Annotated in this window: 13 protein-coding genes; 11 read left to right on the top strand and 2 right to left on the bottom strand. The window is 50.8% G+C overall.

Going from position 1 to position 12,551, the window contains the following annotated elements; translation table 11 throughout:
* Positions 1–175 precede the first annotated feature (175 nt).
* Positions 176–328, top strand: a complete 153-nt coding sequence (locus ACQGQ5_RS10090; RefSeq protein WP_455736375.1) for a hypothetical protein — start codon at positions 176–178, stop codon at positions 326–328.
* Position 329: 1 nt separating this feature from the next.
* Here ACQGQ5_RS10090 and ACQGQ5_RS10085 read toward each other — a convergent pair whose 3' ends face one another.
* Entirely contained in the window at positions 330–2,321 is a 1,992-nt protein-coding gene (locus tag ACQGQ5_RS10085; protein ID WP_455736374.1) for a BglG family transcription antiterminator, read from the bottom strand.
* A 197-nt stretch (positions 2,322–2,518) separates the two neighbouring features.
* Between ACQGQ5_RS10085 and ACQGQ5_RS10080 the strand changes: the two genes are divergently transcribed.
* The 8 genes from ACQGQ5_RS10080 (at position 2,519) to ACQGQ5_RS10045 (ending at position 7,940) form a co-directional block, all read left to right on the top strand.
* On the top strand, positions 2,519–2,815 hold the full coding sequence (locus ACQGQ5_RS10080) for a PTS sugar transporter subunit IIB (protein ID WP_455736373.1): 297 nt from the start codon (positions 2,519–2,521) through the stop codon (positions 2,813–2,815).
* Positions 2,816–2,860: 45 nt separating this feature from the next.
* Positions 2,861–4,150 (top strand): PTS transporter subunit IIC, encoded by a 1,290-nt coding sequence (locus ACQGQ5_RS10075; protein ID WP_455736372.1) that lies wholly within the window; start codon positions 2,861–2,863, stop codon positions 4,148–4,150.
* Positions 4,151–4,182: 32 nt separating this feature from the next.
* A complete protein-coding gene (locus tag ACQGQ5_RS10070) occupies positions 4,183–4,626 on the top strand; it encodes a hypothetical protein (protein WP_455736371.1) in 444 nt (147 codons plus the stop codon).
* Between the two features lie 46 nt (positions 4,627–4,672).
* The gene (locus tag ACQGQ5_RS10065) at positions 4,673–5,119 is read left to right on the top strand and encodes a PTS sugar transporter subunit IIA (RefSeq protein ID WP_455736370.1); all 447 of its coding nucleotides are present in this window, start codon (positions 4,673–4,675) and stop codon (positions 5,117–5,119) included.
* Between the two features lie 17 nt (positions 5,120–5,136).
* Positions 5,137–5,943, top strand: coding sequence for a BtpA/SgcQ family protein (locus tag ACQGQ5_RS10060; RefSeq protein WP_455736369.1), 807 nt, complete (start codon positions 5,137–5,139; stop codon positions 5,941–5,943).
* A 15-nt stretch (positions 5,944–5,958) separates the two neighbouring features.
* Positions 5,959–6,591 (top strand): hypothetical protein, encoded by a 633-nt coding sequence (locus ACQGQ5_RS10055; protein ID WP_455736368.1) that lies wholly within the window; start codon positions 5,959–5,961, stop codon positions 6,589–6,591.
* A gap of 67 nt (positions 6,592–6,658) precedes the next feature.
* The gene (locus ACQGQ5_RS10050; RefSeq protein WP_455736367.1) at positions 6,659–6,919 is read left to right on the top strand and encodes an HPr family phosphocarrier protein; all 261 of its coding nucleotides are present in this window, start codon (positions 6,659–6,661) and stop codon (positions 6,917–6,919) included.
* A 133-nt stretch (positions 6,920–7,052) separates the two neighbouring features.
* Positions 7,053–7,940, top strand: coding sequence for a YitT family protein (locus ACQGQ5_RS10045; protein WP_455736366.1), 888 nt, complete (start codon positions 7,053–7,055; stop codon positions 7,938–7,940).
* Positions 7,941–8,161: 221 nt separating this feature from the next.
* Here the strand turns inward: ACQGQ5_RS10045 and yhfZ are convergent, their stop codons facing one another.
* Positions 8,162–9,085, bottom strand: coding sequence for a GntR family transcriptional regulator YhfZ (gene yhfZ / locus ACQGQ5_RS10040; RefSeq protein WP_455736365.1), 924 nt, complete (start codon positions 9,083–9,085; stop codon positions 8,162–8,164).
* Between the two features lie 663 nt (positions 9,086–9,748).
* Between yhfZ and ACQGQ5_RS10035 the strand changes: the two genes are divergently transcribed.
* The gene (locus ACQGQ5_RS10035; RefSeq protein ID WP_455736364.1) at positions 9,749–11,239 is read left to right on the top strand and encodes an FGGY family carbohydrate kinase; all 1,491 of its coding nucleotides are present in this window, start codon (positions 9,749–9,751) and stop codon (positions 11,237–11,239) included.
* Between the two features lie 72 nt (positions 11,240–11,311).
* The gene (locus ACQGQ5_RS10030) at positions 11,312–12,550 is read left to right on the top strand and encodes an MFS transporter (protein WP_455736363.1); all 1,239 of its coding nucleotides are present in this window, start codon (positions 11,312–11,314) and stop codon (positions 12,548–12,550) included.
* Position 12,551: the final 1 nt, after the last annotated feature.

The raw sequence follows: 12,551 nt of genomic DNA, 5'->3' as shown, positions 1-12,551 counted from the left end.
TCCATATTTGCCAAGGCTTCAGAATAAGTGTCGGCCAGATTCATCAATTTATTGAAAATTTCAACACTTTCCCTTTGGAAAAATAGTTTCATTGTACAGTGTCGGACCATTCCGACACTGGAGAAGGCACTGCGGTAAGCAGCCTGATGGTGGGAGCGGCAGGCAGGCGGGCATAATGGAGGAGTATCATGGAAAGGAAATGGTTGCAAAACAGCGTGAAAAGAAGCCGGAGCTGCCGACCCCGACGGGTTGGCAGCTCCGGCCCTTTGCTTTAGAATTTGGTTATAATGGAAGCCCGGAAGCTTTTGAGCAAACATTTCAGCCATGATTCATTGCCCTATCACTTCCAGGATCCCGTCCGCATCGTCCGCGTCCAAAATTTCCTGCAGAAACTCAGGGAGGCGTATTTTTTGCATGAGCTTCAGCAGGGACGCCGTATAAGCGGGATTATCCCCCATCGCACAGGCAAACACCACGGAAACCGGATCGTTGGACTCATGCCCGAAGGAAACCGGCGTGCGCAGCCGCACGAGAGAGATTCCCGGCGTGAGCATCCCGTCCTCCGGCGCCGCATGAGCCAGGGCGATCCCCTTTGAAAGGACGATATACGGCCCATAGCGATGCACCAGACTGACCATGGTGTGCAGATAATTTACAGAAATATTTCCTTTTCTCAGCAGGAATTCACCCGCGGCAAGGATTGCCTCTTCCCATCCTGAAACCTCCACATCGAGCGCGATTCGGTCCCGATCGATCAGGCCTAAAAGAGGGACCGGTTCCACGGCTTCCGAAATGACTGCGGACGCCGAACGGTCCTGCCGAGTCGGGCTGCTTTGCAGCTTGGCGTCGCGGATTTCTGCGAGCTTCCTCCGCAGCTCCGTGAAATTTTCCTCCGAAGGAATTGCGTTCATAATAATCACGGGGGCGGAGGTTGCGCTGACGGGAATGGTAGAAACGACAAGATCGGCCTGCGTGCTGCGGACGGTCTCGTCAACCTGATGAATCGCGCAAACGGCCGCGATTTGCACGTGAAAGTTCTTGCGGATCAGTGCCGACAGCAGGTTTCCAGACCCAATCCCCGCGTTGCAGGTTACCACAAGCTTCGGCTTGCATTCATCCAGATTTTTTCGTTCGATACTGGTCAGAATGTGCATCAGGATATAAGCCGTCTCGTCATCGTTCAGGGAAAGGTTCAACCCGTGTTCCAGAATATAGATATGGTCTTTAAGAATTCGCAGATCCGAAGGATATTGCTGCAAAACATCCTGCAGCAGAGCGTTTTCCGGCGCGGCACCGTTCCTGATTCGGCTGATGCAGCTCCGAATATGCGCCGTCAGATATTCCCGCAGGACCTCATCGGACAAAAAATCCACCTCATAATTGGAGGACAGTGCGTATAACAGGGAATCCGTAAGAAATTCAATATAGGAGGCGCTCTTTTGTGATGTGCTTTCCTGCCCGATGATTCCGAATGCAGTGATTTTTTGTGCAAGATACGCCGCTTCGTTTTGATCATACGGCAGCGGGAGATCTTTCAATATTGCCGAGGCGAGCCGATTAACCGCGTCGGGTGCGGGGCTCTGTGCCTGTATCCTCTTTTCCTGCACGATGGCGCCGACACACAAGCAGACAAGGAAAACAAGCGAATAATACTGTGTGTCCGAAAAATGAAACCCCTCGCGTATCTCGCATTGTCCGACCGCGTGCTTTGCTCCATGCTCGTATTGATCGACCGAAAATAATTTGCAGAAAAATGCCGGAAGCGGACTAAAGGCAAACTCCAAGGCATGAAAGCTCTCCATTACGCCCAGAACTTGCGCCGTTTCCAAAATCAGTTCCCTTCTTTGGTACTCGCCGCAGTTCATCTGTATCCCGATATGTCTGTTTTCACAAAAACGGATGCCGCGCTTTGCCAAAATGATCCGGACGGTTTTGATATCGTTTATGATCGTGGTCCTGCCCGTACACAGAAGGTTCTGAAACTGCTCGATTTTGAGGGGAGCGTCCGCTGCGCACAAATGAGCGGATATGGTCCAGATGCGCTCCTCGCTGTTGAGCCGGTAATCGTAAAAATTCATCTGACTGATCGCTTCTGCGACGCGCTGCCTGTCCTCGCTTTTTCCGGAGCATTCGAATCGTTTTCCGTCGAAGGACACGGCACTTTCCAACGATTCCTGCACCAGGTATTCTTCCGTCTCTTTCCAATAGTTTAAGACCGTTCTGCTGCTCACGGAAAGATCGTCCGCAAGATCTTTCAGCAGCACCGATTTATGACGGGACATCACGATCTTTTTCAGCATTTCGCATGTCTGCTTATTCATTTGCCGCCCTCCTTTCTCTGGAATTCATGCGGCGCGTCCGTTCAGGATATATGATTCATTCTAACATCAATCAAAAAAAATAAACAGTACAAAACATTTCGCCGGCCGGAAAGGTTTTAGCCTTTTTCAAAGGCGATCCCCACGGTATAATGAAATCACCAAACTGGTTCAAATAAAAGCAGAAAGGAGTAAAATTCATGAAAACCGTCAATGTATTGGTCGCTTGCGGCGGCGGTATCGCCACATCCACCTTTGCCGCTACGGAAATCAGCAGGATCGCGAAAAACGCAGGGATCCCCGTAAACGTTTCCAAAGCCCCGCTCAGGGATGTTCCCGCTATCGCGAAGGAGTACGATGTCTGCTTTACAACATCCAAGTACTCTCAGGACGCCGGCACCAGAATCGTGCAGGTCGGCGGGCTGATCACCGGGATCGGAGAGGAAGAAACCGTCGAGGAAATCAAGCATGTGCTGACTGAGCTCGCCAACGGCTAATACTTATCGAAAGAGAGCGAAGAGAAAATTTAGGAGGGAAGATAGATGGCAATCATTAATTCGATTGTTCAATTTGTTATGAATCTGGGCGGAGGCGTCTTCCTGCCCTTCACCATCGTCATCATGGGTCTGCTGTTCAAAATGAACGTTTTTGATTCCCTGCGGAACGGCCTTCGCGTCAGCGCGGGCTTTCTTGGAATCAACGTCGTTCTGAACATGCTGATTGCGGGCTTGAAACCGGCGATTGACTATTACTCGCAATACGGCCACGGCTCCGGCTTCACCGTCGTGGATATCGGCTGGGAAGGGATGTCAGCGGTCGCCTGGTCCACGTCCTTTGCGCTTGTCATCGTTCCGTTAGGCATGATTCTGAACTTTCTGCTCATCAAAATCCGCGTGACCAGAACCATGGATATCGACGTGTGGAATTACTTCCATGTGATTATCGGCGGTTCCATGCTCTACTATGTACTGACCCTGGCTGGCATGGCCACTGCCCCGGCGTACATCCTGTCAGTGATTTTCGCCCTGGCCACGCTGGTCGTCGTTCTGGTCTTCGCCGATCACATCGCGCCGAAATGGCAGGAGCATTACGGGCTTCCCGGAACGACCTGCTGCAATAACGATATGATCTATCTGCTGGGCATTGACTGGCTGATCTGCAAAGTTCTGAACAAGATCCCCGGCGTGAATAAAATCAAGATCGACGTGCAGTGGCTTTCCGACAAGCTCGGTTCGCTGGGCGAATCCTCGGTCCTCACTTTCTTCGTGGGTATCCTGCTGTCGCTTCTGACCCGGCAGTCCCTTGCCGGTACGCTGACGCTTTCCGTCACGCTGGCTGCCGCCATTGTCCTGATGCCGAAGGTCGTCTCGCTTTTGATGGAAGGCTTGCTCCCGGTCTCCAAGGCAGCACGCGCTTATTTCAAAAAGAAGCTGGGAGATGATTACGAGATCATGATTGGTATGGACGAGGCTCTGTGCCTTGGTGATCAGACCGGTATCCAGCTGGTCGGTATCATGATCCCGATTGCGATCGCTATCGCGTTCCTGCCGGGGGTACATATGTTCCCGCTCTCCACGCTCGGCTCCATGATCTACATCACCTGCGCCTGCTCGCTTTATGCCGAAGGCGACGTATTTAAGACGATGGTCGCCTCTTCCGGAGTTTTGGTCTACAAGACATACGTAAACAGCTGGATGGCACCGATCGTCACACAACTCGCTTTCAGCGCCGGATTTATCCACACAACCTCCACTATGGTATCCGGGAGCACCAGCGCGGAGTTTAACTGCCTGCTGGTCGGGATTCTGGGCAAATTGCTTCACGTCTGGTAAGAAAATTTATCAAGAAAAGGATGGCGAGTATCATGAAGACATACTGCATAAGGGAATCGGTCAAAAAATTATATTACGCTGCGGGCGTCTTTTTCGCCGCCGTCGCGGTGCTTGTTCTGATTGTAAGGCCACTGCATTACGCCGCTATGTTTGAAAATATTCTCGTATACGTATTTGTGCTGATGCTCGCCGCCTTGAGCTTGCTGCGCCCACGGACCTGCCGCCTGACGCTCGACGAGAAGGAACTCTGTTTTCACGACGGAATGTTGGGGCATACGTCCGTCGCGCTGGATCATATCAGCAAAATAGAGTGGAGTCCGGAGATTCGGATTCGTGTGTATACCGATCCCGCAAAGAAAAAGGCCGTTAAGATTCCCAACGTTTTCTCCCCGGAGGATACCGCGGAAATTTTCAGCGCCATTCAAAAGCAGAAGGAAACAATACAAATCATTCGTTTGGGAATCTCCAATCATTAAAATCAGGAAAACGCATCAATGCATTCAACGGAAGGACATATTGAAAATGACTGAACTGTTTGTACTGGAAGGAGAAGCTGCAACCTGGAAGCAGGCGCTTGCCATCACGGCCGGAAAATTACTGGAGGAAGGCTGCGTCTGCGGCGACTTTTACGATTGCTGCGTGGAAAGGGAATTACAATATCCCACCGGCCTGACAGACGCCTGTCCCATTGCAATCCCTCACACCTCAAGCGATCATGTAAAAAAACAGGCGATCTGTGCGCTTCGCCTGAAAGAACCGGTTGCTTTTCGCCAGATTGACGATGACGAAGCGGAAATGCACGCAAAATTCGTATTGAATCTTGCGCTTGTGAACGACAGTGAGCACATTGACATCATGATGAACCTGATGCGATTCATCAAAAATCGGAACGTCATCGATGAAATGGAAAGTGCGACCTTACCCGAATTTGAAAAATTGTTGAAAAATAATATTTTGAACAAGGAATAACATAGGAGGAACCAATTATGTGGATGAAAGACGTATTCGGAACGGACAAACCCGTTATCGGACTGGTGCATATGCACGCCATGCCGACCGATCCGAAATATGACCCGGCGACGGGTGTGCAAGGTGTTCTGGACGCCGCAAGAAAAGACCTTCACGCCCTGCAGGACGGGGGGATCGATGGTGTGCTGTTCTGCAACGAGTTCAGCATCCCCTATACCGATGATGTTCAGACCGTCACTATTGCCACGATGGCGAGGGTTATCGGCGAACTCAAGCCGGAGATCAAGGCCCCTCTGGGTGTGTGCGTCGCCAGCAACGCCGAGATGGGTTTTGACCTTGCCGCGGCGGTAGAAGCGGATTTTATCCGTGAAATTCTCCATGGCGCGGCAGCCGGTGTCTATGGCATCAGCAACGTGCAGCCGGGACGGGCGGAGCGCCACCGCTCCGCTCTGGGACTGATGGGATGCAAAACCATGACCGCCGTCATTCCGGAAGGGACCAGACAGCTGGCGGAACGTCCTCTCAAAGAGGTGGTAAAGACCCTCGCGTTCAATCTGAACCCGGACACTATGCTCGTCTACAGCACCAATCCCGGCTCCGCGATCGACATTGAACAGGTAAAGACCATCAAGGAAACGACCGATACCCCTGTCATGGCAGCCAATGGGGTTACGATTGAGACGATCCGTGAGATCCTCAGCGTTACCGACGGCGCAATCGTCGCCACCGGGATCAAGGTAGACGGGAAGTTCTACAATCCTGTCGACCCGGAACGCGTGAAGAGGCTCATGCAGGAAGCCCGTGCCGCCAGGGGCCGGGCATAATGATTTGGAGGCTGCATGATGCTGATAAGTCCTTCGGTTGCATCCGCTGATCCATTTCATCTGGAGGAAGAAGCCGTCTTTGCCGATCGGAACTTTCATCAGATCCATATCGACGTTGAGGATGGTGTCGCGGTTCCCAATATCACTTTGGGAATGAATACCTGCCGTGAAATATGCGCCCGGTGGCCGACCAGCTACCGTTCGCTGCATCTCTCTGTGTTTCGTCCGCTGGACTATTTGGAGCGCGTCCAGGACTGTCACGCGGATATCGTATTTCTTCAGGTCGGCCACCTGTCGGAACCGAAAGCCGTATTGAAGGCATTTCATGACGCGGGGGTCCCCCTCGGAATCGCCATCTCCAACCGGGATCTTTCCTACGACTGGGAATCCCTCCTGACCTATGCCGAGCAGGCCTTGGTAGTCACCAATTATATTGGCGATCCGAAGAGGGCCTTTCAGCAGACCATGCTGGAAACTGCGCTGCATATCGCCAAAGCCTGCCATATGAAGACTTGGATCGATGGAAATGTCAGCTATGATATCTGGCGGAATCTGAAAGACTCTCCCCTGTACGCGGCAGTGATGGGCGGCGCCGTTTATCGGGACAAAGAGCTTGCAATCAGGCAGTTCCTGGGATCGGCGGGTTAAGGGGACCGGTCTTGCCGCTGTGGGTAAAAGATTCACAGAAATACTTTGGATAAAAGGATATAGTACAATGAAGCATTTTGAATATATGATCACCGATCCGATTGGCATTCACGCGCGGCCCGCAGGCCTTCTGGCAAAGGCCGCCAAAGCGCTGAACAGCGTTGTTACCGTGGGGAAGCCCGGGACGGAGCCCGTCGCCGCGAGCAGGCTTATGGCGCTCATGTCCATGGGCATCAAGCATGGAGATACCGTCACCGTTACCGTGGATGGCGGAGATGAGGATACGAACTTCCAGTTGATGAAACGGTTCTTTGAGGAAAATCTGTAAACGGTTTCACACAAACTTTATCCTGATCCGCTCGCGTTTCCCAGCGTTGCAGGGCCCGGAATACGTCATTTGCTCTAAATCCGCCGATTTTTTATGGAATAGGCAAGACTTCGAAAAGGCTGACATGAATGATATGAAAAAAGCAGAAGGAATCAACGAATGGTTACATATGCTGTATGTCCTGATCGGTGTAGCTCTGTTTTCTGCGGCCTACAGGTTCTTTCTGATTCCCGCCGGGCTTTACTGCGGGGGGATCACCGGGGCTGCGCAGATTATCAAATGGGTACTCTCCGATGCATGCGGGATTCCCGTACCCACGAATCTTGATATTGTGGGCATTATTTCTTGGCTGATGAACATACCGCTGATATTCATGGGATGGAAAACCGTGGGGCACAAATTCATGATTCGTACGGTCATTGCCGTGTGCGTTCAGTCCTTCCTGATGACGGTGCTTCCGTCCCCGCCAAAGCTTTTGTTTTCGGACACTTTGCTGAACTGCCTGATTGGCGGAGCCATCTCCGGCTATGGTGTGGGTTTATCGCTCAGAGAAGGAGGCTCCGGCGGAGGGACGGATGTCATCGGAATGATCTGCTCCAAGAAGTATCCGGGCTTCAGTGTGGGAAAAATCTCTCTCTTTATCAACATCTGTGTCTATCTCTTTGCGGCGATGAAGTTCAATCTGGAGGTAGCAGCTTATTCGCTTGTCTTTTCCTTCGTCGCCACGATTGTCATGGATCAGGTACATGATCAAAACATCAAGCTGACGGTATTCGTGATCTCCAGAAATCCGTGGCTTGGTAAAAAACTGACGGATTTCACAGGCAGAGGAGTGACCAGCTGGAACGGCTGGGGTGAATTTACCCAGCAGGGACAGCTTGTTCATATGACGGTTATCAACAAATATGAATGGCAGTTTCTGAAAAGGTTCCTTCTTCAGGAGGATCCCAAGGTTTTTGCTTTCGTTGTTTCGCCAAATAGGATCCTTGGCAACTTTGAAAGGCGGCTGGAAGTACAGTAGGAAGCCGAGTGCACGAACGCTTTCTCGTGCCTTTCCCGCGCTAAGCCGGCCATACGCCGAAAACAATCCTGTGCAGAAGGAACTGCTGCACAAGAGCCTTTCCTGAAAACAACACACAAAAAGCGCGTCTTGATTGGGCTTTCAAAGCCGATTCAGGACGCGCTTTCTTATGTTTTGGACTATTATTTGCCGGGACAAATTTATCCTGCATAGTGTAAAGCTTAAAAATACGATACCATACGTCCGCTTTCAACCTGCTTCTGAATAGTTGCCAGATAGTTGGGGGGCAGATAATAACGCAGAAGAGGCCCTATCCAGTAATTGTCCCGGTTTGTCACCAGAACGGCCCTAAGCCCCTTTCTAACCAGATCCCCATCAGGAATAGGGGTATAACCAAGCTTATAGTGGCTGCTCAGCACGGACTCCTCGCGGTAAACAATGGCGTCCACGTCTCCATGCTCCAGGCAGCGCAAAGTAGCCCGGTAAGGCATCTCAAACAGCTTTACATTTTTATCCTTGCAGAACCGAAGCGTCAGAAAGCTTTGGTCCGGCGACTGGGGGTCATAGGCCACGCGCATGCCATCTTTTATTTCCCGGTCTTCTGGATTGTAAAAGGCAAACAGATTGGATTTGCAGTAGCTGCCGTCTTCCAGTTCCAAAGCGACTTCCAGTTTTTTATTCTCTTCCAGGCATATGTCCGCTGACAGGCGGGAAACAACGGCAAAATCGAAACGTCCGTCGTCCAAGGCCTGAATACGGTTGTTGGCGCTTTGAATAAAGGCCAGCGTGCAGGGAACATGCTCCCGCTCCATGCAGGAAAGCACCGCCGTCGCCAGTCCCCGTAAAGAATCGACCAGCGGCAACGGCATGACTCCCGTCAGGGAGGTAATTCCACTGTATTTCCAAAGCAGTTCATAATTGACTTTTTCCAAATAGGAACCCATCTGCCCATGTTTACTGAGCTGGATGGCTTCTTGACAGAGAAACGAGATCACCGACTGAACGGTTCCGCGGGCCACATGGTAACGTTCTACATATTCGGCAATGGTAGGAATGCGATCCCCCAAACGGTAGGTTAACAGTTCCCGGGCAATTTTCGCTAAAACCACACCGTTTTTTTGCAAATATTTTTCATGCAGCTCCATCTGAATCCCTCCAACCAAACATGGATCGCTCTCATCCAAAGAAAGTCCGAATACGTCTTTGCGGTTGACGCTTTTCCAAAGGCCCCGGGTGTTCTGTATACCCGATCACATTCTGGTATGTACTGTCTTATTTTATCACTTTCACGACATCACTTCCACTCTTTTTTTAATTGCCATATGATTTTGCATATCTTGCGATCATAACCGCCGTGAAATCCACGCTTTTTAAATTTTGCCGAAAGGGCAGGGCTCCGGACGAGCGTTTCAGGATTTGTACGCCACAGTGTACGGAGGAACGCATACGATGTCTCCCTTTTCGGATACTTGTCTCCGAAAATATTTTATTTTCACTGCTATGCTTTCTTATTCTCAAAAAGACATGTTAGTATTTCACAAAGTCAGCTATCATTTGTTATCAAAAAATACAAAATTATATTTAACGTATTGACTTTATTTAGATTAAGTGTTACCTTGTTGTCAAAGCAGTGGGAGAGAAAAAGGAAGCTTGCAGGAGGGAGGCAAGTTTATTTTTTGCAGTAAATGTACATTTTAATGTACATTTAAAATGGAGAATTAAAAGATAAAAGCGCAAAATTTTGGTTTCCTTCGTAAAATTGTCCTAAAAGTACAAAATTTTATATTTTAAGGGAGGTAAATACGAGCATGAAAAGGTACATTCTTGTTCTTGATGAAGGAACCACCAACGTTCGAACAATGATTTTCGACCGCAGCCTTAATCTTGTTGCCAGTTCATCATCTAAACTGGAACTTAACTACCCGGAACAAAATCATGTGGAACAATCCGCGGAGGACATCTTTGATAAGACTGTTTCTACTATGAGAGATGCCGTAAGCAAGGGTGGAATTGATCCGAATGATATTGAATGTGTGGGAATCTCCACTCAGAGAGTAACCTGGACCGTATGGAAACGCGATACCGGCGAACCTCTGCACCCGATGATTACATGGATGGATCGCCGCGGCATTTCGAAATTTGAGGAGCTGAAACAGAATAAGGAATTTGAAACCCGGTTTCCGGAGGTCTTTCACGCTCTTCAGCCTCAGCAGAACGCATGCAGCATAAGCTGGCAGTTAGAGAAGGATCCCAAGTTCCGTTCAGCCATGGAGGACGAGTCCATTTGTTTCGGTACTGTCGACACTTGGGTCGTATACAAACTCACCGGCGGGAAGATATTCGCCTCCAACGCGTCCAATGCCGGAACCACCCGTCTGCTGGATAATGCTACGCTGACCTGGAACGCCCCTCTGCTGAAGTTCCTCGGCATTTCCGAAAAAATGTTTCCGGAAGTGAAAAACGAAGCGGATGATTACGGCCGCCTGACGAAAGATATTCTGGGTGTGGAAATCCCGATTACCGGTGTGGTTGCCGATCAGCAGAGCGCCCTTTTCGCACAGGCGTGTCTCACGCCCTGGTCGGTTAAAAGCACGAACGGCACGGGGAGCTTCGTTACATTCAATCTGGGTGACGCATGCGTAAAGGGAAAGGGCCCCTATGCCAGCATTGTCGCATGGAAATTACCCGATCAGGTACGGTTTATGGCGGAGGGATTCCTCCCTACCGCAGGCGCCGCGCTGGAGTGGCTTATGAACCGGATGCATCTTATTCAAAGCTTTGACGAGATCAACGAAATCATGGCCCGTACACCGGATTCTGGCGGAGTCTATTTTTCACCTGCGCTGAATGGCCTTCGTGCTCCGCTGAACGATGCTTCGGCCCGGGCGGCGTTCCTTGGTATTTCAGGCGGGACCACGCGGGAACAATGTGTCCGGGCGGTGGTTGAATCCATCGGCTATGCCAACGCCCAGATCATTAAAGATGTCTGCAGTAATTTCGGGATCCGTTCACTGGACAGCATCAAGATTTCCGGCGGCGTTGCACGGGAATCTACGCTTGGCCAGATGATAGCGGATATTACGGGAACCAAGGTGGAACAGCCGACTTCCTTGGAAGCCAGCGCCATCGGGGCGGCGGAATTCGCCGGTATCTACACCGGGGCGTATTCGCTCAAAGACATTCCGGACCTTCTGCATATTGAAAAGGTTTTCACTCCGGATCAAAACACGGAATTGTATTGTAAAAACTACCGGAATTGGGAACAGGCGATTCTTCGGACCACCAATTGGACGATGTGATTTGAAGTTTGCCTTCGCTTTCTCTCCCCTTAACTGTTTCTATTGACAAAATTGAATTTGAGGAGGACTATTATGGAAAAGCAAAACCGCATCAGCGGGCGCACGTGGTTAATCGTTGGTATTGTCTGGATTGGTTACATAGTGGTAAACCTGGCGAATTTCTCTATTGGGATCATGATGCCGGACATCAAAAAGGAACTTCAGCTTACTCTGGAAATGTCCGGATGGCTCAGCGCGAGCTCCTGGATTCTGAAAGCACTTTTTTCAATCCCGATTTCCCTGCTGCTTTCTAAGTTCAACGCAAAGTCCGTTATACGGATGGTCTTCACTCTGGTGAGTGTCGGGCTCATCCTTCAGGGACTTTCCGTCAACTACGCCATGCTGTTTATCGGACGCGCCCTGGTTTTCGGCGTTGCCGCCGCAATTTTGGCGCCGCTGGCCGTTGTGAAGATCGGCCTGATCCCGAAAGAAAAAATGAGCTGGGTTAACGGCATTGAAAATTTCACCGGCCCTGCCGGACAAATGATGGGTACCGCTTTGGCTCCTTTACTGATTGCTTCTTTCAGCGGATGGCGCAACACGCTGCTGTTCATGGGCGTGATCTCCATTATCGTCACCGTTCTCTGGTCGATTTTCTGCAAAAAAGAAGACGGTCTTCCGGCGGCCAGCTCCACGGGAACAGTAGAAAAAATTCCGTTCTTCGATCCTCTGAAAGAGGCTGCCAAATATAAGTCCGTCTGGCTTCTGGCTCTCAGCTGGTGGGGCACCGGCCTGATCTGGAACGCCACCTATACTTTCTGGCCTACTTACGCTCAGGATACGCTCGGCCTTACCCTCACACAGGCTGGCCTGGTGCTGGGACTGCTCCCGATCGGTTCTATGGTGGGCTCTCTTACTTCCCCGAAGATCGCGGATAAGTTAGGGTATGATAAGCCGATGATTTGCTCCTGGGGATTTCTTCTGCCCCTCTTCTATTATGGCATGATGCTCACCCCGAACATCGCCTTGCTTTGTGTGCTGTCTTTCCTGGCCGGTTACGGCGCATATGCTTTTGTACCGTTGGCTTTTACCTCTATTTACAAGCTGGACGGGATCAGCCCCCGGGCGGTCAGCATTGGTATCGCCATGATTCTTACCACCAACGGACTGGGCGGCGCCCTGGGCGGAATGCTGTCGGGCTATCTGGGACAGTCCCTGGGCCTTGCGACTGCGCTCAAGATCTGCTGCCTGTCACCCCTTGTCTTTGGCGTTATGACTCTCTTCCTTCCTGAAACCGGACGCAAAGCGACGGAAAGAAAAAAGAACGCATAAC

The sequence above is a fragment of the Caproiciproducens sp. genome (assembly GCF_053840905.1).
Note: the sequence above shows the minus strand (reverse complement) of the source record. Positions and strands in the feature narration are given on the sequence as shown.

What these genes read in the sequence shown, in the direction of transcription:
- ACQGQ5_RS10090 (WP_455736375.1), top strand. Translation starts at nt 176, where the DNA reads ATGGAGGAGTATCATGGAAAGGAAATGGTTGCAAAACAGCGTGAAAAG.
- ACQGQ5_RS10085 (WP_455736374.1), bottom strand. Translation starts at nt 2,321, where the DNA reads ATGAATAAGCAGACATGCGAAATGCTGAAAAAGATCGTGATGTCCCGT.
- ACQGQ5_RS10080 (WP_455736373.1), top strand. Translation starts at nt 2,519, where the DNA reads ATGAAAACCGTCAATGTATTGGTCGCTTGCGGCGGCGGTATCGCCACA.
- ACQGQ5_RS10075 (WP_455736372.1), top strand. Translation starts at nt 2,861, where the DNA reads ATGGCAATCATTAATTCGATTGTTCAATTTGTTATGAATCTGGGCGGA.
- ACQGQ5_RS10070 (WP_455736371.1), top strand. Translation starts at nt 4,183, where the DNA reads ATGAAGACATACTGCATAAGGGAATCGGTCAAAAAATTATATTACGCT.
- ACQGQ5_RS10065 (WP_455736370.1), top strand. Translation starts at nt 4,673, where the DNA reads ATGACTGAACTGTTTGTACTGGAAGGAGAAGCTGCAACCTGGAAGCAG.
- ACQGQ5_RS10060 (WP_455736369.1), top strand. Translation starts at nt 5,137, where the DNA reads ATGTGGATGAAAGACGTATTCGGAACGGACAAACCCGTTATCGGACTG.
- ACQGQ5_RS10055 (WP_455736368.1), top strand. Translation starts at nt 5,959, where the DNA reads ATGATGCTGATAAGTCCTTCGGTTGCATCCGCTGATCCATTTCATCTG.
- ACQGQ5_RS10050 (WP_455736367.1), top strand. Translation starts at nt 6,659, where the DNA reads ATGAAGCATTTTGAATATATGATCACCGATCCGATTGGCATTCACGCG.
- ACQGQ5_RS10045 (WP_455736366.1), top strand. Translation starts at nt 7,053, where the DNA reads ATGAAAAAAGCAGAAGGAATCAACGAATGGTTACATATGCTGTATGTC.
- yhfZ (WP_455736365.1), bottom strand. Translation starts at nt 9,085, where the DNA reads ATGGAGCTGCATGAAAAATATTTGCAAAAAAACGGTGTGGTTTTAGCG.
- ACQGQ5_RS10035 (WP_455736364.1), top strand. Translation starts at nt 9,749, where the DNA reads ATGAAAAGGTACATTCTTGTTCTTGATGAAGGAACCACCAACGTTCGA.
- ACQGQ5_RS10030 (WP_455736363.1), top strand. Translation starts at nt 11,312, where the DNA reads ATGGAAAAGCAAAACCGCATCAGCGGGCGCACGTGGTTAATCGTTGGT.